15 protein-coding genes are annotated in these 19,753 nt (G+C 65.1%); 3 read left to right on the top strand and 12 right to left on the bottom strand.

Features of this window, described 5'->3' with window-relative positions; translation table 11 throughout:
• The 6 genes from GTK01_RS10245 to GTK01_RS10220 form a co-directional block, all read right to left on the bottom strand.
• Positions 1-1,647, bottom strand: a complete 1,647-nt coding sequence (locus tag GTK01_RS10245) for an ABC transporter ATP-binding protein (RefSeq protein ID WP_252925778.1) — start codon at positions 1,645-1,647, stop codon at positions 1-3.
• Positions 1,644-2,558 (bottom strand): ABC transporter permease, encoded by a 915-nt coding sequence (locus GTK01_RS10240; RefSeq protein WP_252925777.1) that lies wholly within the window; start codon positions 2,556-2,558, stop codon positions 1,644-1,646. Before GTK01_RS10240 ends, GTK01_RS10245 begins: the two co-directional genes overlap by 4 nt.
• Positions 2,558-3,565 (bottom strand): ABC transporter permease, encoded by a 1,008-nt coding sequence (locus GTK01_RS10235; RefSeq protein ID WP_252925776.1) that lies wholly within the window; start codon positions 3,563-3,565, stop codon positions 2,558-2,560. Before GTK01_RS10235 ends, GTK01_RS10240 begins: the two co-directional genes overlap by 1 nt.
• Before the next feature lie 65 nt (positions 3,566-3,630).
• Complete coding sequence (locus GTK01_RS10230) at positions 3,631-5,217, bottom strand: ABC transporter substrate-binding protein (RefSeq protein ID WP_252925775.1); 1,587 nt, start codon at positions 5,215-5,217, stop codon at positions 3,631-3,633.
• 41 nt (positions 5,218-5,258) lie between these two features.
• Entirely contained in the window at positions 5,259-5,936 is a 678-nt protein-coding gene (locus tag GTK01_RS10225) for an AroM family protein (protein WP_252925774.1), read from the bottom strand.
• A 149-nt stretch (positions 5,937-6,085) separates the two neighbouring features.
• Positions 6,086-7,018, bottom strand: coding sequence for an AroM family protein (locus tag GTK01_RS10220; protein WP_252925825.1), 933 nt, complete (start codon positions 7,016-7,018; stop codon positions 6,086-6,088).
• Between the two features lie 136 nt (positions 7,019-7,154).
• Between GTK01_RS10220 and GTK01_RS10215 the strand changes: the two genes are divergently transcribed.
• Both GTK01_RS10215 and GTK01_RS10210 read left to right on the top strand, forming a co-directional pair.
• Positions 7,155-8,234, top strand: coding sequence for a DUF917 domain-containing protein (locus tag GTK01_RS10215; protein WP_252925773.1), 1,080 nt, complete (start codon positions 7,155-7,157; stop codon positions 8,232-8,234).
• Positions 8,231-9,787 (top strand): hydantoinase/oxoprolinase family protein, encoded by a 1,557-nt coding sequence (locus tag GTK01_RS10210; RefSeq protein WP_252925772.1) that lies wholly within the window; start codon positions 8,231-8,233, stop codon positions 9,785-9,787. Before GTK01_RS10215 ends, GTK01_RS10210 begins: the two co-directional genes overlap by 4 nt.
• A gap of 71 nt (positions 9,788-9,858) precedes the next feature.
• Here the strand turns inward: GTK01_RS10210 and GTK01_RS10205 are convergent, their stop codons facing one another.
• The 6 genes from GTK01_RS10205 to GTK01_RS10180 form a co-directional block, all read right to left on the bottom strand.
• Positions 9,859-11,457 carry an FAD-dependent monooxygenase gene (locus GTK01_RS10205; protein WP_252925771.1) on the bottom strand — a complete coding sequence of 533 codons (1,599 nt, stop codon included), beginning with the start codon at positions 11,455-11,457 and terminating at the stop codon, positions 9,859-9,861.
• An 18-nt stretch (positions 11,458-11,475) separates the two neighbouring features.
• On the bottom strand, positions 11,476-12,915 hold the full coding sequence (locus GTK01_RS10200) for an aldehyde dehydrogenase family protein (RefSeq protein WP_252925770.1): 1,440 nt from the start codon (positions 12,913-12,915) through the stop codon (positions 11,476-11,478).
• Positions 12,912-13,931, bottom strand: a complete 1,020-nt coding sequence (locus GTK01_RS10195; RefSeq protein ID WP_252925769.1) for an amidohydrolase family protein — start codon at positions 13,929-13,931, stop codon at positions 12,912-12,914. Before GTK01_RS10195 ends, GTK01_RS10200 begins: the two co-directional genes overlap by 4 nt.
• A gap of 67 nt (positions 13,932-13,998) precedes the next feature.
• Positions 13,999-14,787 (bottom strand): IclR family transcriptional regulator, encoded by a 789-nt coding sequence (locus tag GTK01_RS10190; protein WP_252925768.1) that lies wholly within the window; start codon positions 14,785-14,787, stop codon positions 13,999-14,001.
• Positions 14,784-16,724, bottom strand: coding sequence for a TRAP transporter fused permease subunit (locus GTK01_RS10185; RefSeq protein ID WP_252925767.1), 1,941 nt, complete (start codon positions 16,722-16,724; stop codon positions 14,784-14,786). The genes GTK01_RS10190 and GTK01_RS10185 overlap by 4 nt, the downstream gene beginning before the upstream one ends.
• Positions 16,725-16,819: 95 nt before the next feature.
• Positions 16,820-17,776: a TAXI family TRAP transporter solute-binding subunit gene (locus tag GTK01_RS10180; RefSeq protein ID WP_252925766.1), complete on the bottom strand. Its 957-nt coding sequence runs from the start codon at positions 17,774-17,776 to the stop codon at positions 16,820-16,822.
• 201 nt (positions 17,777-17,977) lie between these two features.
• Here GTK01_RS10180 and GTK01_RS10175 point away from each other — a divergent pair, with 201 nt between their 5' ends.
• Entirely contained in the window at positions 17,978-19,690 is a 1,713-nt protein-coding gene (locus GTK01_RS10175) for a thiamine pyrophosphate-requiring protein (protein WP_252925765.1), read from the top strand.
• Positions 19,691-19,753: the final 63 nt, after the last annotated feature.

Raw genomic sequence — 19,753 nt, 5'->3', positions numbered from 1 at the left:
TTACTGCGCTGCGGCCAGTCCCGCGTCGGCGAGCAGCGAAGACGGCGCGGTCTTGCGAGCGCTCGCCAGCAATTGCTGGGTATAGTCCTGCGCCGGCATCTCGAAAATCTGCGCGGTCGGCCCCTGTTCGACGATCTTGCCGCGCTTCATCACCAGAACCCGATCGCAGATTTCACGCACCACGGCGAGGTCGTGCGAGATGAAGAGGTATGTCAGGTCGAGCTCGGCCCTCAGGTCGCGCAGGAACTCGAGAATCTGCGCTTGGACCGACACGTCGAGCGCCGAGGTCGGCTCATCGAGCAGCAGCAGCTTGGGCTTCAGCGCGACGGCGCGCGCGATGCACACGCGCTGCTTCTGACCACCTGAAAGTTCGTGCGGGTAGCGGTAGCGGAACGCCTTTGGAAGCTGGACCGTGTCGAGCAGCTTCTCCACATTGGCCTCGATCTCGCGGCGCGAGAGCTTCGACTGAATGCGAAAGGGCTCGGCGATCGCATCGCCGATCGTGTGCCGGCCGTTGAGTGCCGAATGCGGGTTCTGGAAGACGAGTTGCATGTGCCGGCGCATCTGGCGCAGTGCCTCGCCGTTCAGCGCCGTGATGTCGCTGCCATCGAAGGTGACCGCACCCGCCGTCGGCTCCACCAACCGCAGCACCAGACGCGCGATGGTCGACTTGCCGGAACCCGATTCGCCGACAATGCCGAGCACCTCGCCCTGCGAAACCGCGAAATCCACGTCGTCGACCGCCCGCACCCCACCGCTGGATTTCGTCGCGTAGGTTTTGGAGAGCCCCTTGACCTCCAGCAGCGGCCGCGTCGGCTCGCGTTCGTCGCGCGCGGCCAGTGGCGCGTCGATCTCCGGCACGGCGGCGAGCAGGCGCTTTGTATAGTCGTGCTGAGGGGCGCGCAGAATGTCCTCGGTCGCGCCTTCCTCGACGATCTCGCCGCGAAACATGACCGCGCAGCGTTTCGCCACCGTTGCGATGGCACCGACGTCGTGGCTGATCATGATGACGGTCAGGTTCAGCTTCGCGACCAGTTCGTTGATTAGGTCGAGCACCTGCGCCTGCACCGTCACGTCGAGCGCGGTGGTCGGCTCGTCGGCGATCAGGAGGTCTGGCTTGCCCGAAAGCGCCATCGCGATCAGGACGCGCTGGCGCATGCCGCCGGAAAGTTGATGCGGGAACTGGTCGCAGACGCGCGCGGGGTCGGGAATGCCGACCTGGTCCAGCAGTTCTTCGCTGCGCGCCCGCCGCTCCGCGGCAGACATCGAGACGCCCGTCGCCCGGTTGTGCGCGGCGATGACATCGCCGATCTGCCGCCCGATCGAAAAGAGCGGGTTGAGATAGGTCATCGGGTCCTGGAAGATCATCGATATCCGCACGCCGCGGATTTTCTTCCAGCCCTTGTCGTTCAAGCTCGAAAGATCGGTCCCGTCGAAGCGGATCGACCCGTTCACGACCCGCGCACGCTTCGGTGCGAGCCCGAGAACGGAGCGCACCAGCACCGTCTTGCCCGAGCCGGATTCGCCGACGATGCCAAGCGTTTCGCCGCGCCGGACGGTCAGATCGATGTCTTTGAGCACATGGACCGGCCCGTCGAACGTGTCGATGTCGAGCGTGTAGTTCCTGATTTCGAGCAAATCGCTCATCGCTCACGGCTCCGGGGATCGAGGATGTCGCGCAGGCCGTCGCCGAGAAGGTTGAAGCCGAGCACGGTGAGGAAGATCGCGGCGCCGGGGAAGAACGAATACCACCACCAGTCGGGCATGTAGCTGCGCGCGACCGAGATCATCGCGCCCCATTCGGGCGCAGGCGGACGCGCGCCGAGCCCGATGAAGCCGAGGCTGGCGGCGGCGAGGATCGCCATGCCCATGTCCATGCTCATCTTGACGATGATCGGGGACCAGCAATTCGGCAGGATATGGTGCCACATGATCCATGGCGTGCGCGCACCGAGCGAGCGGGCGGATTCAACGAAGAGCTCTTCCTTAACGGAAAGCGTCTTGGCTTCGACGAGGCGCACATAGCCTGGCCACCAGACGATGGCGAGCGCGATGACGCAGTTGGTGATGCCCGGCCCGAGCGCCGCGACGATGGCGAGGGCGAGCGCCAGCCCCGGCACGGCGAGGAACAGTTCGGTGAAGCGCATGATCGCCGCCCGCGTCCAGCCGCCGGCATAGCCCGCGATAATGCCGAGCGGTATGCCGATGCCGGCGCCTATGCCGGTGATCAAAAGGCCGATCCAAAGCGACGTGCGCGCACCGACGATGACGCGCGACAGTATATCGGACCCCATCTCGTCGGTGCCGAACCAGTGGTCCGCGCTCGGCGGCTGCAGGCGCTCGGCCATATTGAACGCGCCGGTCGTGTGTTCGGGATACGGCGCCAGCCAAGGCCCGAAGGCTGCAAGTGCCAGAAACAGAATGACGAGCACGAGGCCCAGCATCGAGGAGAAGCTGGCCGCGAAGGTGTAGGCATAGAGCCGCAGCTGCCGGATGCGGCTTTCATGACGCTCACGAAAGGTCAGGCGAACGGGCGTTGTCAGGTCGCTGGTCGTCATCACGCGTTCCTCAGTCGGGGGTCGATCCAGGCATAGGCGAGGTCGACGATCGTGTTGGCGACGATGAAGAAGAAGCCGATCAGGAGCGTCACGCCGATCACGGGCTTGAAGTCGGAGGCAAGCGCGGACGAGACGGCGTAGAGCCCAATGCCGGGCCAGTCGAACACGGTCTCCACCAGCACGGTCGAGCCCAGCATCCAGCCGAAGCGTAGGCCGATCATGGCCAGCGTCGGCAGCATGGCGTTCTTCAGCGCATAAAGCGCGACGATGCGTCGGGAGGACAGGCCGTGCGCGCGGGCAGCGACGACATGGTCGGACGAGAGCACCTCGATCATCTCGGCGCGGTTCACACGCAGGATCGAAGCAAGGCAGGGGAAGGAGAGTACGACCGCCGGCAGGATGATATGCTTCAACGCGGTCCAGAACGTATCGAACTGTCCGCGCAGGAGACTGTCGACCAGAAGCAGATGCGTGATCGGCTCGGGCGGCAGCGCGACGAGCGGCAGGCGTCCGGAAACCGGGAGCCAACCCATCTGCACCGCGAACAGGAGCTGGAGCAGAATGCCGAACCAGAAGGCCGGCAGCGCGACGCCGGAAATCGAGAAGATGCGGGTGGCGTGGTCGAACCAGCTATTGCGGTAGACCGCCGAGAGCATGCCCATCGGTACGCCGACGAGAATGCCGAGCGCCATCGCCACCAGCACCAGCTCGATCGTGGCGGGCGCATAGCGCAGGAGTTCGTCAAGGACGGGGCGCGTCGTCACGATCGAGGTGCCGAGATCGCCGCGCACGAGGTCGCTCATATATATGACGAACTGCTCGGTCACCGGCTTGTCGAGGCCGTTCTGGACGCGAATGGTTTCGACCATATCCTCGGTCGCGTTGGGACCGGCGACGAGCCTTGCCGGGTCGCCCGGCGCGACATTGGTGATGAGGAAGGTCAGCGCGGCGATGCCGAGCATGGTCCCCACCAGCGCCGCCAGCTTGCGCAATGTGAAACTCAGCATCGTCTCCTGGTCCCCTGATGCGGGAAGCGCCGTGGCGCTTCCCGCTGCGTTGTTGTCTGCCTGGCTTACTCGGCCTCGACCCAGAGCGGGTAGAGGTCGACCTCGCCGGTGAACCGGACCGGGCTGAACTGGAAGCCCTTCAGGTAGTCGCGGTGCGCCCAGCGGCGGTTCTGCAGCATGCCGAAGACTTCCGGCTGGTCGGCGACGATCTGCGTCTGGATCTTGGCGTAGAGGTCGGCACGCTTGTCCCAGTCGGTCGCGGCGCGGGCCTCGTCGATCATCTTCGAGACCTCCGGGTTGTCGTAAAACGCCATGGCGTAATACTGACCCCAGGAGTTCTTGTGGTACTGATAGGCCACGGCGTCCGGGTCCGTCGAGATCGGCGTGACATAGACCGAAGTCATTGCCGGCGAGGTTTCGACCCGCGAGCCGTTGGCGACCATGTTCGGCCACTGCTCCGGCTTGATCTCGACATTGATGTTGAGCGCCTTGAGGTTATCCAGCAGCACCAGGCCGATGCGGCGCGCCTCCTCGAGGCCGGCGACGTGGACATATTCCAGCGTGATGCCGCCTTCGGGATGCTCTGACTTGGCGAGATATTCCTTCGCCTTTTCCAGGTCCTGGCGCGGAATGTCGGCGACGTCGATGTGTCCGCGCATGCCGTCCGGCAACGGGCTCGTCTGCAGCGAGGCGGCACCGTTGTAGATCTGGACCAGCGCATCGTAGTCGAGCGCGTGGGCGATCGCCTTGCGCAGGTTGATGTCGGCGGTCGGACCCTGCTGCGTGTTGAACTTGATGCCGAAGGTCGTCATGCCCTTGTGGTTCTGGATCTCGATCCCGGGCATGTTGGCGATCTGCACATAGTCGTCCGAGGTCAGGCCCTCGACGATGTCGACCTCGCCGCGCTGGAGCGAGGCGCGCTGTGCGGAAGGCTCGCGGATGATGCGGTAGATCACGCCGGCGGGACGGTTCTCGCCCTGCGGCCAGCCCTTCCAGTAATCGGCGACCGACTGCAGCTCGTAGAGCACGTTCGGCTCCCAGCGGCCCAGCTTGAACGGACCGGAACCGGCGGCGTTCTCGGTCAGCCAGGCTTCGCCATAATCGCCATCGACCTCATTGGCCTGAACTTCGGCCGGGTTGACGATGAACCACCAGGGCAGGAAGGACAGGAACGGCGCGTAAGGCGCCTTTAGCTCGAACTTGACCGTGTAGTCGTCGACCACCGAGACGCCTTCGGGCGCCAGGAAGTCCTTGAGCATCCAGGCAACGCCCTTGTTCAGCTTCAGGCCGCGCTCGAAGGAATAGCGCACCGCCTCGGCATTGACCGGGTCGCCATTGTGGAACTTGGCGTTCTCGACCAGCTTGAAGGTCCAGGTCTTGCCGTCCTCGCTGGTCTCCCAGCTCTCGGCGATCCACGGCTTGATCTCAGCCGGATCGCCTTCATACTTGACCAGCGCGTCGTAGACGGCCTGCTGCACCATGCGCGTCGACCAGTCGTAGCGCACGTGCGGATCAAGCACCGGGATCGCCTGCCGACCGGCGAAGACGATGATCTCGCCATCCTCGGTCCGTTCGAAGGCGGATGCGGGCGAAGCCATGAAGCTGCCGGCAAGCAGCGCCGCGGCCATCGCGGATAGAACCAGTTTCCTCATCATCGACAGTTCCCCTTTGTCACAGTGAAAATCATCCGGTTTCAAATCATCTGGCGCACGACGCCCGCGACGACGCGGCGCGACAGCAGCACCGGCGCGTCGACCGCCTGGCGAATCTCGTCGAGCATGGCGGCCGTGTAGCCCATGCAGTGCATCACCACGAGATCGCAGGCCGCGACGCCCTTTGCGCCAGCCGCCATGCCCGCGCCCGAATAGGGCGAGGCCGACACGACAGTCGGGTTGCCGGCGAAGACATGGCGCTGACCGAACTCGGCCACCTGCCGCTCGAGCGGAAGGATGACGCCGAGATTGCGGCACGAAGCGGCCAGCGCCTCCACCGTCGAATCGACGATGCGCTGCGCTTCGACGACCAGCGTGTTCTGGAGCGGATCGATGCGAGTGCCGGTGCAAAGCAGCACGACGATGTCGAAGCCCTTGCCGTCGATCTCGGCCAGCAATTCGTTGAGCCGTTCTTCGGTGCGCGCCTTCGAGGAGACGATCTCCTCGCCCGAGGCGAGGCGCGTCGCGAAGGAATGCTCGCCGTCCCTGGCGCGAAAGGCGTCGAGATCGGCGCCTTCAAGCCCGTCGAGCACGCCGAACTCCTCATAGGAAGGGCGAACCTCGAGGCCGGCCGCGATCTCGGCCATCATTTCCGGCACGATGTCGGACCGCGGCGTCTGGCCGATCGTAACGAAGGCGATACGTGAAATGCGCGACATGCAGCTTCTTTCCTCAGGCAATCTAATACCGAAGCCTAGCCGTCAAAAAGCCTCGCGGACTATAGGGAACTCCCCCTAGCTGAAGTGCAAATTACCGGTCCGGCCTGCCGCATTCGCAAGCATCGGCATGCCCGATTCCCCGGCAGCGATCAGGGGTGACCAGCCTGAATGACCAGGCGGATGAGGGCGGCGGAAGACGTCACCTCCATCTTCGCCATGACATGGGACCTATGAATCTCGACCGTCTTCGGGCTGATGCCGAGCTGGCGGGCGATCGCCTTGTTGGACAGGCCTTCGGAAGCCAGCGACATGACCTGCCGTTCGCGCGGTGTCAGCCGGTTGACGCGCTCGGCGAACTCGCCGGACATGCCCGGCAGGCTGATCGGCTGTGGCCGGTAGAGGAGAAGCCGGATCGCGCTCGAGATGATTCGCCGCGCCAACACCACCGGCTTGCCGGTCACCTTCGCCGCCATCTCGCGGTCGGCTTCCGAAAAGCTCACCGAATTCAGGACGATGATCTCGCATTCGGCAAGGTCGAAGAGCGCGCGGGCCAGCGACGCGCGGTCACCGTCGACCGCATGGCTGGCCGTGATCCGGTAGGGCTGAAGCGCGGGAATGTCGAGTTCTACGATCTGCTGTTCCAGCGGCTGGATCAGCCCCACCGATGAGCCCTGAGCGGCCAGGGAAATGACGGCCGATTCCAGTGCCCGCTGCGCATTGACGGTCGGGCACGTGCTTTCGAAATCGCGGAAGAGCCCGGTCGACAGGATCACGACAAGGTCGAACTCGTTCGGCTTGAAGCCGGCAACCAGCCGCGCCATGCGCTCTCCGATGCGTGGCTTGGAGACCACGATCTCGCTGTTGTCCGCCAGCCGCGTCACGATGCTCGTCTCGCCCTGCCGAACGCGCAATTCGTCGATCTCGTGCCGCGACAGACCGTCGAGCGCGCCGAGTTCCATGGCCTCGATGGGCATGTCGAGATTGGCCAGCATTTCCCCGATGAGGTCGGCGCGCGGGGTCTGCCCGACGCTGACGAACATCACCTTTCTTGGCGACGTCGTTCCCGAGCTCATATCCTTCATGGTCACGTGACGTGTTGCTCCTTGTCCACCGCCTGCGGGCTGCTCAATTCGTGAGCAAGCGCAATATAGGGGCAGTTCCTTATATTGTCGGCCCGCTTTCGAAGCTAGCTTCTCGCCAAATATTTGGAGGCAAGACATGATCCGTGACTTCGCGGCGGACGAGATCGATCCGCTGGCCGTGGGCGCCTGGATATTGGGAACCGGCGGCGGCGGCAGCCCCTATCTGGCGCAGCTCAACCTGAAGAAGCTTTACCGCGAGGGCAGGAAGTGCCGGCTGATCGACCCGCTGGCGCTTGACGACAACGACGCGGTCGCGGTCGTCTCCAAGATGGGCGCGCCGCTCGTCGGCCAGGAACGCTTGGTCGATCCGGCCCATCTCGCCCGCGCCATGAAGCTGATGGAAGAATATACCGGCAAGCCGTTCCGCGCCGTGATGAGCGTGGAAATCGGCGGCGGCAACGCGCTGTCGCCCTTCCTCGCCGGCGCAATGCTCGACATTCCGGTCGTCGACGCCGACGCCATGGGCCGCGCCTATCCGGAAGCGCAGATGACGTCGTTCGCCATCGGCGACCTTCAGATGTATCCGCTGACGCTGGTCGATTGCCGAGACAACGAGACGATCGTCGCCAAGGCGGCGAGCTGGAAGTGGATGGAGCGCATATCGCGCAAGGTCTGCACCGAAGTCGGCTCGACGTCTGCCACCTGCAAGGCGCCGCGCACCGGCCGGGAAGTCAAGGACTGGGGCGTCCTCCACACCGTCACCAAGGCGACCAGCCTCGGCCGCGCCGTTCTCGACGCACGGGCGCGGCATGCCGACCCCGTCGCCGCCGTGCTGGAGCACGAAGGGGGCATCGAGCTCTTCAAGGGCAAGGTCACCGACGTCGACCGAACCACGACGGGCGGTTTCCTGCGCGGCGCGGCGAAGATCGAGGGGCTCGACAACGATCGTGGCGCGAGCTTCGAACTCTCGTTCCAGAACGAGTGGGCCGTCGCCTTCCGCGATGGTCAGCCCATCGCCATGACGCCCGACCTGATCTGCCTTCTCGACACCGTGTCGGGCGAAGCGATCGGCACGGAGACGGTGCGCTACGGCCAGCGCGTCACCGCCGTCGCCCTGCCCGCGCCAGCCGTCCTGCAGACGCCGAAGGGCCTCGAACATGTCGGCCCGCGTGCCTTCGGCTACGACCTCGAATTCAAATCGGTATTTGCATCATGAAGCGTATCGGCATTGACGTCGGCGGCACCAACACGGACGCCGTCCTCATCGACGGCGAGACCGTTCTTTCCGCCATCAAGTTCCCCACCACGTCGGACGTGATGAAGGGCGTGGTCGACGCGATCCGCCACGTCACGGCGAGCCAGCCGGCCCACGCTGCGCCGGTGGACGCGGTGATGATCGGCACGACCCATTTCACCAATGCAGTCGTCGAGCGCGCCCGGCTGGAGCGCGTCGCCGCAATCCGCATCGCCATGCCGGCCGGCGCCTCGCTGCCGCCGATGGTGGACTGGCCGGACGACCTGCGCGAATCCGTCGAGCCGATGAGCTTCATGGTCGAGGGCGGCCACGAATATGACGGTCGCCCCCTCGTCCCGCTCGACCGCGATGCGGTGCGCGAGGCGGCGATGAAGATCCGCGACGCGGGCATCCAGTCGGTCGGCATCACGGCGCTCTTCTCGCCGCTGACCACCGAATGCGAGGTCGAGGCGGCCGAGATCGTGCGCCAGGTCATGCCCGATGCGCGCATTACCCTGTCGCACACGCTCGGCCGGATCGGGCTTTTGGAACGCGAGAACGTCACGCTTCTCAACGCCGCTCTTCAGGGGCTTGGCCAGCGCACGGTCGGCGCCTTCGGCCAGGCGCTGAAGGAATCGGGCGTCCACGCCCCGTTCTACCTGACGCAGAACGACGGCACCGTCGTGCTGGCCGAAGTCGCGGCCGCGAACCCGGTCTACAGCTTCGCCTCCGGCCCGACCAATTCGATGCGCGGCGCGGCATTCCTGACCGGCCTCAAGGAAGCCATGGTCGTCGACGTCGGCGGCACGACCAGCGACATCGGCTGCCTCGTTGGCGGTTTTCCGCGCGAAGCCAACAACGTTGTGGAAGTGGGCGGCGTGCGCACCCTCTTCCGCATGCCGGACCTTCTTCCGATGGCGCTTGGCGGCGGCACCATCATCGATCTCGATCGGGGCACGATCGGACCGCGCAGCGTCGGCTACCGAATCACCAGCGAAGCGCTGGTATTCGGTGGCTCGACGCTGACGACCACGGACGTCGCCGTGGCCGCCGGGCTTGTCGAGATCGGCGACCGCGACCGCGTGAAGCATCTCGATGCATCCACCGTCTCGACCCTCCTGAAGCGCATCGAGAAGATGGTCGAGGACAGCGTCGACCGCATGAAGACCTCGGCCGAGGGCGTTCAGCTCATCGCGGTCGGCGGCGGCTCTTTCCTCATTCCCGAGAAGCTCGCCGGCGTGCGCGAAGTGCTGCGCGTCGAGCATGCCGGCGTCGCCAACGCGCTCGGCGCGGCAATGGCGCAGGTTTCCGGCGAAGTGGATCAGGTGTTTTCCGGCCTCTCGCGCGATGCGGCCATTGCCGAGGCCGAGAAGCTGGCGCGCGAGCGTGCGATCGAGGCCGGTGCGCAGCCCGGCACGATCACCACGCTCGACACCGAAGACATTCCGATCGCCTATCTGCCGGGCGACGCCCGCCGTGTGCGCGCGCGCGTCGTCGGAGACATCGCCTTCAGCGAGAAGCGCAAGGTCGCCTGACACGGCCTGCAATGACGAAAATGGGCGCGAAACCGGAAGGTTCCGCGCCCCTCTTTCTTCAGAAGTCTTGATCAGCGTCCCGTAGCGTGGACGAGCAGGTCCGGGGAAAGCGCATCGCCCGCAAAGGCGACGAACTGGTCGGGTCGCACGAGCACGTATCGCGCTCCGTAATCGGACGTCTCGCCCGCTGCATCGTCCATGACAATCGTCAGCGGGATACCCGCTTCGTCCGCCGCGGCCTCGAAACGCTCGACACCGTCTTCACCGCCGAGTGCCAGAAGCGTGAAGCCAGATCCCAGCCGGTCATAGACGTTTTCGCCATTCGACATTTTCCGCGGCGCCAGATGGTGCCCGGGCCGCGCCTTGAAGGTGTGGCCGCCAATGGCGTTGGTCTGCCCGCCCGCGCCTGTCACAATCGGCGAACCGCGATAGTTCGGCTCGAAGGCGTTGACCTCGTCGCGCGCGCCCGATCCCCGCGCCGTCCATTCGCGCTCGAAGGCCGCGCGGTCGCAATCGGGGTCATGCGTTTCGAGGAAGGCCCGGTCGCTCTCGATCGCCTTTTCGATGAAATCCTTCGCCGTCGAGGCGAAGACCGGGCGGCGCTCGGCATCATAGCTGTCGAGCAGGTTCTCGCCGCCCCAGCCCTGCAGCGTCGCAGCGATCTTCCAGCCGAGATTCCGCGCGTCTTCGAAGCCGGTATTGATGCCGTAGCCGCCATAGGGCGGATGGCTGTGCGCGGCGTCTCCGGCAATGAACACATTGCCCGTGCGGTAGCTGTCGGCAATCGCGACGCGCAAGTCCCAGAAGCCGATATGCTCGAACTCGACGTCGAATGCCGCACCCACCGCGCGATGCAGATAGCCGGTGAAGTCGAAATTGTCCTTGGTCGTGTCGGCCGGCACCGGCGCATGGAAAAACCAGGTATTGCCGAGATCGACGCGGCCGAAAAACTGCCAGTACCCTTTCAGATCCGGGTGCAGAACGTTGTAGAACGACTTGCCGGGAAAGCGCTTCAAGAGCTCGTGGAGCCCCGTCGAGCGGAAGACGAGCAGCACCATCAACCTGTCGTGGTCCGAACGGGTCTGCGTGATGCCGGCCATGTCGCGCACGGCAGACTTGCTGCCGTCGCAGCCGACGAGATAGCGCGCGCGGACCTTCACCGGCGCTCCGCCATCACGCGGCGCGGCTGTCACCGTCACCCCGCCCTCATCTTCCTCGATCGCCTCGCCGGAATAGCCGTAGAGCGTCTCGACGGCGTCGATCTCGGCCGCACGCGCGCGCAGAACGTCCTCGGTTGCATATTGCGGCAGCCGCTCATTGTCGGTGAAGTAGTAGGGCCGCACGAGCTCGCGCTGCAGCCAGTCATAGTGATAGTCGCCGAGAAGCGTGCCGTAGGCGGTGAGGCCGCCGATCCCGTATTCTTTCGGCACGGTGCGCGCGGCGCGCAGCTCCTTTTCCGCGCCCCAGAAATGGAAATGCTCCATGGTGCGCTGCGTCAGGTTCTGGCCCTTCGGCACGCGCTGCGGCGTTGGATAGCGCTCGACGACGATCGTCCGGATGCCGCGCTGGCCAAGCTCGATAGCCAGCCCCGTACCGACTGGTCCGCCGCCGACGACCACAACATCCGCTTGCCGTTCCATTTCGCCCGTCATCATTTTCCGTTCATTCATTGCATCGGGTCGGCGCGATCAGATCGCGCCGGCCTCGAGATAGACATGCTTGGTTTCGAGAAAATCGTTCAGCCCCTCGACGCCGTGGAGCCGGCCGAGGCCCGACTGGCGATAGCCGCCGGTCTCGCCCTCGGCGAAAAGGCGCCCATGGCAGTTGAGCCAGACCGTGCCGGCGCGAACGGCGCGCGACATGCGCATCGCCCGATTGAGGTCACGCGTGAAGACGCTGGCGGCAAGGCCATATTCCGTCGCGTTTGCCTTCCTGGCGGCTTCCGCCTCGCTCTCGAAGGTCTCTATCGAGACGATCGGGCCGAAGAGTTCTTCTTGCACCAGCGGCGAGGCGACATCGTCGATCGTGAAGAGCGTCGGGGTCAGGAAGGCGCCCTTTGACAACGCCCCATCGGGAACGCCACCCTTCAGCACCAACTCGCCCTCGTCGCCAGCCTGTTCGATCAGCCGCGAGACGCGGTCGCGATTGCCGATGTCGATGAGCGAGCCCATCTGGCTTTGGGCATCGCCGCCCGGCCCGACCTTCACTGCCGAGAACGCCGCCTTGATCCGGTCGGTGAACTCCTTCGCGACGGACTTCTCGACCAGGAATCGCGCTGCTGCGACGCAGATCTGCCCTGCCATCACCAGCGAGCCGCCGGTCAGTTCGCGCACGGCCTGGTCGAGATCAGCATCGGCGAAGACGGTTGCCGGCGCCTTGCCGCCGAGTTCGAGCGACAGGCGCTTCAAGGTCGGAGCCGCGCCCGCCATGATGCGCTTGCCGGTCGCGCTCGATCCGGTGAACGAGATGACGTCGATGTCGCTCGACGCCACCAGTGCCTCGCCGACTTCAGAGCCCTGCTCGTTGACCGAATTGACGACGCCTTTCGGCAGCGACGGGCATTCGGCAAGGCAGCGCATGATCCGCGCGTGGATCAGCGGCGTCTGCGGCGCGGGCTTGATCACGGTCGTGCAGCCGGCGGCGAGCGCCGGGGCCAGCGAGCGCGCAAGCAGCGTCACCGGCGCGTTCCATGGCACGATGATCGCCGCGACACCTGCCGCCTCGCGATTCATCATCGAGAAATTGCCGGGCATCGTCTCGAGCGTGCGGCCGAGCACGGTGCGCGCGAGACCCGCGTAGTAGCGGATCTCCGAAATCGCTCCCATCGTCTCGCCGAGCGCCTCGCGCCTCAGCTTGCCGTTCTCGGCAACGACAAGGTCCGCGATTTCCTCCTTCGCCGCTTCCAGCCTGTCGGCGAATTCGAACAGCACCGCCGCGCGCAAGCGCGGCGACGAGGCCCAGCCGGTCGTTTCGAAGGTTTCGCGGGCGAGCGCCGCGGCCTGGTCGGCGAGGGCCCTGGTGCCCGGCTCATAAGTGCCGAGCACGCTGCCGTCGGCGGGGTTCAGGCTGTCGCGCGCGCCCGCGCCCTTCACCCATTCGCCGCCGATATAGTTGAGTGCGGTCGTCATGCCGCGCCGAGCCCCAGGAACTTGCGCGCATTGCCCTCGAAGAGCTTGGCGCGCAGCTCGTCGGAGATGTCGAGTTCCTCGAGGATGCGGATCGTCTCGCGAATGTACATTGGCCCGCCTTCGGGATCGAAGGGCGCGTCGGAAGCGAACATCACCCGGTCCTCGCCGAAGAACTCGATCGCATGCTCGATCGCCTTGGCCGAACCGAACGAGGCCGTATCGGCATAGAACTCCTTGAAGTAGTCGAGATGCGGGCGCTTCAGCGCCTTGCGCACGGCCGCCAGGTCGCGGTCCGTCGTGCGCTTGCCCATCTGGTCCCAGCCGGGGCCGACGCGGCCCTCGAAGAAGGGGATCATGCCGCCGGCATGGTGGGTGAGGACTTTCAGTCCCTCGAACTTGTCGAAGAACCGCGAGAAGACCATGCGCGCCATCGCGGCCGAGGTCTCGTATGGCCAGCCGAAGGTCCACCAGATCTCGTATTCAGACCGGCTTTCGTTCTTGTAGTCGGCGAAATTCTCGCCGCGCGCCGGGTGCAGCCAGACCGGCTTGCCGGCCTTTGCCATATATTCGAAGAACGGCTCGTATTCCGGCAGATCGACCGGGTTTCCGGCGATGTTGGTGAAGATCTGCATGCCGGCCGCGCCCAGGTCCTCGACCGCGCGGCGGCATTCCTCGACCAGCGCGTCGGGATTGTTCATCGGGGCGGTGCCGACGAAAGCAGGGAAGCGCTCGGGATACTTCCGGCACAGTTCGGCCATGGAGTCCGAGCCGATCTTCGACAGTTCAAGCGCCTTTTCGGGTCCGGCCAGCTTTTCCAACGGCGGCGAGGCAAGCGAAAGCACCTGCTGGTAATCCTCGCCGAACTTGTCCATGACTTCGAAGCGGCGGTCGAGATCCGTCATCATCGGCACGGCGCCGGAGCGCATTGTGATGTCGGTCATCTCGCCGATATGCGCGATCAGCGCATCGAAAAACGGTTTCGGCCAGATGTGGTTGAAAATATCGATCTTCTTCATGGGACCTCCCTCGGCAATGGCCGGAGGATGCCTTCGCGGCGCCCATCAAGTCAACAAGAAATCTCATTCAATGAGATTTGTTCTCGTCGTTCTCGGCCCGGCCGCGCAACAGCGATTCCGAGACGTTCCGCGCTGTCGCCTTGACGTCGGCCGCGATGCGCTCGATCTCCGCGCCGTCGACGAGATTGCCGGCAATGGTCACGCAGATGCTCGCGACAGGGCTGCGCCCCGCATCGAAGACCGGTGCGGCAATGCCGACGACGCCGGGTGTCACCTCGCCGTAAGCGACACTGACGCCCGCCTTCCGGACCTTCTTCAACTGCTCCATCACGTCCTCGACGCTGTTGCCGAGGCCAACAGCGCGCAGATCGTCCATTGTCCGCTCGACCAGCGGCACGAGATGCCTGCGCGGCAGGAAAGCCATGATCGAACGCGCGATTGCGCCGCGTCCCAGCGGCATCGGTCGCCCGCGCGGATAGGAGGAGAGCGGGTTCTTCGTGGAGGTGTCGGAGTCGACGCAGAGCAGCCGGTTGCCGTACCAGCGCACCAGGAGCGCCGTGCAGCGGTATTTCGAAGTGAGATTCTTGAGATGCGCCGTGCCGTTGATGATCAGCCGGTCGGATTTGCGCATCAGATAGTCCATCTCGACCACTTTCGGGCCGAGCGTGAAGCCGGTGTTCGGCATCGAGGTGAGAAGCCCCGCCTCTTTCAGCGTCTTGAGATATCGGTAGAGGGTGGGCCGGCTGTAGCCCAGTTCTTCCATCAGTTCCTCGGGCGTCCATTCCAGGCGGTCCTCGCTGAAGACTTCGAGGACCGCGAGGACCTTTTCCAGACTGTTGCCCGCCGGTTTCGTCAAGACACCGCCTGTGGGGTGAGGCTGCGCGAACGCCGCCAGTCGGCGATCATCAGCACGACGCCGCCAATCACACCGACGATGTCGGTATATTCGGCGCCCGCGAAAGTCCCGGCCGGGATCAGCGCCAGAAGGCCGAACATCGCGAAGGCAATCCGCATGACGGGGGCCAGTTTGGTCATGAAGAAGCCAGCCAGCGCGGCCGATATCAGCCAAACACCGAGCGTCGCGGTAACAATCGCGACCGCGATGTCGACCGGCTCGCCGACCATGATCAGCGTCGGCGAATAGACGAACAGGAACGGGATGACGAAGGCGGCCCAGCCGAACTTCATCGACGCGAAACCGGTAGCCATCGCCGACGCGCGGGCGATGCCGGCGGCGGCGAAGGCGGCGATGGCGATCGGCGGGGTGATCATCGACATCATGCCGAGATAGAGGATGAACAGATGCGCCGCAATCGGGTTGATGCCGACCTCGATCAGTGCCGGCGCAACGAGCGCGGCAAGCAGCACGTAGACGCCCAGTGTCGGCAGACCCATGCCGAGAACGATGCAGATGACCGCCGAAAGCAGGAGCAGCACCAGCTTGTTGCCGCCGCCGAGCTGCACCAGCGCATAGGTCAGGTTGAACGACAGGCCGGTGACGTTGAGAATGCCGATGACGATGCCGGCCGCAGCCGAGATCAGGATGATCTCGACCACGTTCTTGCCCGTCAGCGGGATCGTTTCCCACAATTGCCGCAGGCTCGGCCGCTTGGACTGATAGCCAAAGGCGAGCGCGGTCGCGATGACCACGAGGCAGGCGACGAGCGCGGCGCGTTCCGGCTGCCAGTTCAGTGCGAACAAGCCATAGATCAGGACGGCGAAGCCGAGAATGAAATGCCCGCCGCCGCGCACGATCTTGCGTTCTGGAATCTCGGACTTGTCCACGCGGGAGATGCCGAGGCGGGCGGCGTCGAGATCAGCCTGGATGAACAGGGCGGCGTAGTAGAGCAGCGAAGGAACGATCGCGGCGATGACGACCTGCGCATAGGACATCTGCAGGAATTCGGCCATCAGAAAGGCAGCGGCGCCCATGACGGGCGGCATCATCTGGCCGCCGGTGGAGGCGACCGCCTCGATCGCGCCGGCCTTATGTGCCGGATAGCCATCGCGCTTGATCATCGGAATGGTGACGATGCCGGTGGCCACCACGTTGGCGACGGCCGAGCCCGAGATCGAGCCGAAAAGCGCTGAGGCGACGACGGCAATCTTCATCGATCCGCCGCGAAAGCGGCCCATGCCGAGAAGTGCGGCGTCGGTGAAGAATTTCGAGCCGCCGGTGGCGGCGAGCAGATTGCCGAACAGGATGAAGGTGACGACCACCGTTGCCGCAATCGATAGCGGCAGGCCCAGAATGCCGTTCGAATCGAGAGCCATGTAGCCCGCGAGCCGTTCCCAGTCCTGCGGACGGCCCGCGAGGCGGCCGGGGAAGAGGTCGCCGAAAAGCCCATAGAACAGGAAGACGGCGATGATGATGACGAGCGCCCAGCCGGCGGCGCGGCGCACGGCTTCGAGCAGAAGCAGGATGATGATGACGCCCGGCACATAGGCTTGCGGCGGGCCAGCGAAGATCAGGTTGACGATCGCCGAATAGTTCCAGGTGACATAGGCGAGCGCTGCGAAGGAGAGCACGGCCGCGATGCAATCATACCAGGGCACGACCGTTCGCTCGGCATCGCGTCTCGCCGGCAGCATCAGGAATGCAATCGGCAGCGCCAGCGCGAGGATCGCGCTCATGAACTGCTGCGGGTAGAAAGCGATGCCCAGCGTGCGCGGCAGGGCGAGCGCCCAGGCAATCGCGAGCACCGTCAGACACACGGCGAGGAGACCGCTCAGCGGCCGCCACACTGCTTCGGGCAGACCGCCCTGCGAACGGCTCTCATTGGCAGAATTCATCACGCATACTCTGGTCGGTGGATCGGTCGGTCGCGCCGCAACGGCAAGGGCTTCATGCCCGGGCGCCGCCTCGCGCAGCCCCGGGCCGTTGAAGGCTATTCCTTCCAGATGCCGACTTCCTTGTAGAAGCGGATCGCACCCGGATGGAACTCGGAGACGCCGGGGTCGCTCGCCATTTCGGCCGGATCGAACGCGTTGAAGGGCGGGAAGGTCTGGGCCATACGCTCCTTGCTCTCGTAGATCGCCTTGGTCATCTGATAGACCGTCTCCTCATCGACGCCGGCATGCGTGAAGATCACCTGCGGATAGGCGAAGAAGGTCGCGGTCTCTTCGACGCCCGGCGCGTTGGGGCCGGGCTCCATCGTGGCGAAGAAGCCCACCGGCCAGTGCTCGCGGATGGTCGCGAGATTTTCCTCGGTCTCCTCGATCGGCAGCGCGCGCAGCCCGCCGACCGCCGCATCCGCCTCGCGCACCTTGCCTGCGCCGTGGGCGAAGATGAAGCCGACAGCGTCGCCGGCGATGAAGGCGTCAGCCCCGCCGACCACGCTCGGCACCTGGACCGGCTGCATGTCGGCGCGGGTCATGCCCGCCGTCGCATACATCGCGTCAAGCTGCGGCAGGATGGTGTTTTGGGCCGTGTAGCCGTCCACCATGGGCCGGCCGCGCAGATCCTCGATCGAGCGGATGTCGCTGTCGGCACGCACGAAGATCGCCTCGACCAGAGGCATGACGTGGCCGACGATGCGCAGGTCGGAATTGACCGAACCTTCGAACCACTCCTTGCCCTCGAGGGCGTAATTCACTTCCTGAAGGTTGGCGGCGCCGAACTCGATACCGCCCGAGGCGACGAAGGGAATGTACTGGTTCGGGCTCGTAGCGGGCTGGATCGTCGCGTTGATGCCGGCCTGGTTGGCGGCGTTGGCGACCGCCGTGCCGATATTATGAAAGATCGAGCCCGGGTTCGACGTGGCGATGCCGACGGCCTGCGCCGAAGCCTGGCCGCCAGTGACGAGAGCGGCCGCAATGACGGCCGAGGCGAGAACAAATTTCATCGTTTTCCTCCGGTTTGTGCCTCCGTATCGTCACCTCGAGACGATACAAAATCCCATAAAGAGAGATTTTGTGCGATTATGCACTTGCGTTTGCGCGGATGACAAGGCCATTTTTACCGTGGGGCAGGACAGAGTGCGGCAACGACGGAGCATGAGCTCGTCGTTGCCCTTCAAGTTGCAGCAGATGAAAGGGTGGAGACGATGGATGGACAGAAGCGCGCTGTCGAGGCGAAAACGGGAGCCGAAAGCCTGCTTCTTGGGCTGAAGGCGAGCGGTATCGACTACCTGTTCGCCAATGCCGGCACCGACTTTCCGCCCATCATCGAGGCGTTCGCAACGCTCGATCCCCAGTCGGTCCCAGTCCCCGTCACGGTGCCGCACGAGACCGCAAGCGTCGGCATGGCGCATGGCTACTATCTCGTCACCGGCCGGATGCAGGCGACGATGGTCCACGTCAATGTCGGCCTTGCCAATTCCGTCATGGGCGTCATCAACGCGGCGAGCGACAACATCCCGGTCATGGTCATGTCCGGCCGCACGCCGATCACCGAGCGCGGCCGAAAGGGCGCGCGCATGACGCCGATCCAGTACGGCCAGGAGATGTACGACCAGTCGTCGCTCGTCGCCGACACCGTCAAGTTTCACTACGAGATGCGCTATCCCGAACAGGGTGAAATTCTCGCCCAGCGCGCCGCGGTGCTGGCGCGGTCGGAACCCTCGGGGCCGGTCTATGTCAGCCTGCCGCGCGAACCCTTGACCGAGCGCGTTCCCGAAACGGTCGGCCGCGCGACATCCGCGCAGGCCATTTCCACCCGCGCCTTTCCCGATCCGGAAGCGATCGCAAAGGCCGCCGACTGGCTCGCCGCGGCGAAGCATCCGGTCGTCCTTTGCCAGCGCGGCGATCCGCAAGGCCGTGTCGGCATCGCGCTTGCCCGCCTCGCCGCCGATTTCGCGGTCGGCGTGTGCGAGCCGTTCTCGATCCGCAATGTCATGGCCAGCGCCGACCCCATGTACCTCGGCAACGACCCGAAGGCGGCGCTCGAGGGCGCGGATTTCGTCCTCGTCGTCGATAGCGGGGTGCCGTGGATCGAGGCCGTCCACCGACCCGATGCGAACGTGAAGATCGTCCAGATGGGCGCCGACCCGCAGTTCGAACGCATGCCGGTCCGTGGTTACCAGGCGGATCTGGCCATCACCTCCGATCCTGCCGCCGGAATCGAGGCCTTGCATGCGGCCCTTGCCGGCCGGCAGCTTGAAACCGGTGCTCGCCGCGACGCGATCGCCGCTCGCTCTTCGGATCGCCGCCGCGCCATCGCGGATGCCATCGAGGCCGGAAAGGCTTCGCCGATGGGCGCGGAATGGCTGTCGAAATGCGTCTCCGACATTCTCGGCGACGATGGCGTCATCTTTTCCGAGCTCGGCATCGTGCCCGCAGCCATCGACGCCAAGGGCCCCAACCGGGTCTTCTGCAATCCGCATTCGGGCGGCCTCGGCTGGGCGCTGCCCGCCGCGCTCGGCGCGCAGCTTGCGAACCGCGAGCGGCTGGTCGTCGCCTGCGTCGGCGATGGTTCCTACATGTTCGCCAACCCGACTGCCTGCCACCAGATCGCCGAAGCGCTCGACCTGCCGCTTTTGACCATCGTCAAGAACAACGGCATGTGGAACGCGGTGCGCCGCTCCGTCGTCAACGCCTATCCGCAAGGCGCGGCCGCAAAGGCGAACCGGATGCCGCTGACCTCACTGGAGCCTGCGCCCGACTACACCATGCTCGCCGCCGCCAACCGCGCCCATGTCGAGCGCGTCGAGCACGGCTCGGACCTGCCCGCCGCGCTTCAGCGCGCGCTGAAAGTCATCCGTGAGGAAAAGCGGCAGGCCATGATCGAGGTGCGCGTGGCGATCTCGGATCGTTACTGACGAAGCCTGGAGCACTTTGTTGCCGCCGGGAAAAGGCTAAAGCGGCATGGTTGGCATTCGCCG

It is taken from the genome of Aliihoeflea sp. 40Bstr573 (assembly GCF_024105655.1).
Classification (GTDB): Bacteria; Pseudomonadota; Alphaproteobacteria; order Rhizobiales; family Rhizobiaceae; genus Aliihoeflea.
Note: the sequence above shows the minus strand (reverse complement) of the source record. Positions and strands in the feature narration are given on the sequence as shown.